This window comes from Liquorilactobacillus aquaticus DSM 21051, from assembly GCF_001436755.1.
GTDB classification, from domain to species: Bacteria; Bacillota; Bacilli; order Lactobacillales; family Lactobacillaceae; genus Liquorilactobacillus; species Liquorilactobacillus aquaticus.
Map to the genome: position 1 here is coordinate 73455 of NZ_AYZD01000023.1, position 320 is coordinate 73774.

Genomic DNA, 320 nt, shown 5'->3' on the forward strand with positions numbered 1-320 from the left:
ATATGACCCGTACGGGATTTGAACCCATGTTACCGCCGTGAAAGGGCGGTGTCTTAACCACTTGACCAACGGGTCGTTTTGCTAACGGAGAGTAAGGGATTCGAACCCTTGAAACAGGTTAATACCCGTTTACATGATTTCCAATCATGCTCCTTCGGCCAACTCGGACAACTCTCCATCATAAACTCCGGCAGGCGGGCTCGAACCGTCGACAACCTGATTAACAGTCAGGTGCTCTACCAACTGAGCTATGCCGGAATATTCGCACGGCAACGACCTACCCTCGCAGGGGGCGATCCCCCAACTACTATCGGCGCGAA

At 52.8% G+C, this 320-nt stretch carries 3 tRNA genes; all 3 read right to left on the bottom strand.

Annotated features, from left to right (window positions below):
• Window positions 1-3: 3 nt before the first annotated feature.
• Window positions 4-75, bottom strand: a tRNA-Glu gene (locus FC19_RS08360).
• Window positions 76-85: 10 nt separating this feature from the next.
• A tRNA-Ser gene (locus FC19_RS08365) sits at window positions 86-177 on the bottom strand.
• An 8-nt stretch (window positions 178-185) separates the two neighbouring features.
• A tRNA-Asn gene (locus tag FC19_RS08370) sits at window positions 186-258 on the bottom strand.
• Between the last annotated feature and the right edge of the window lie 62 nt (window positions 259-320).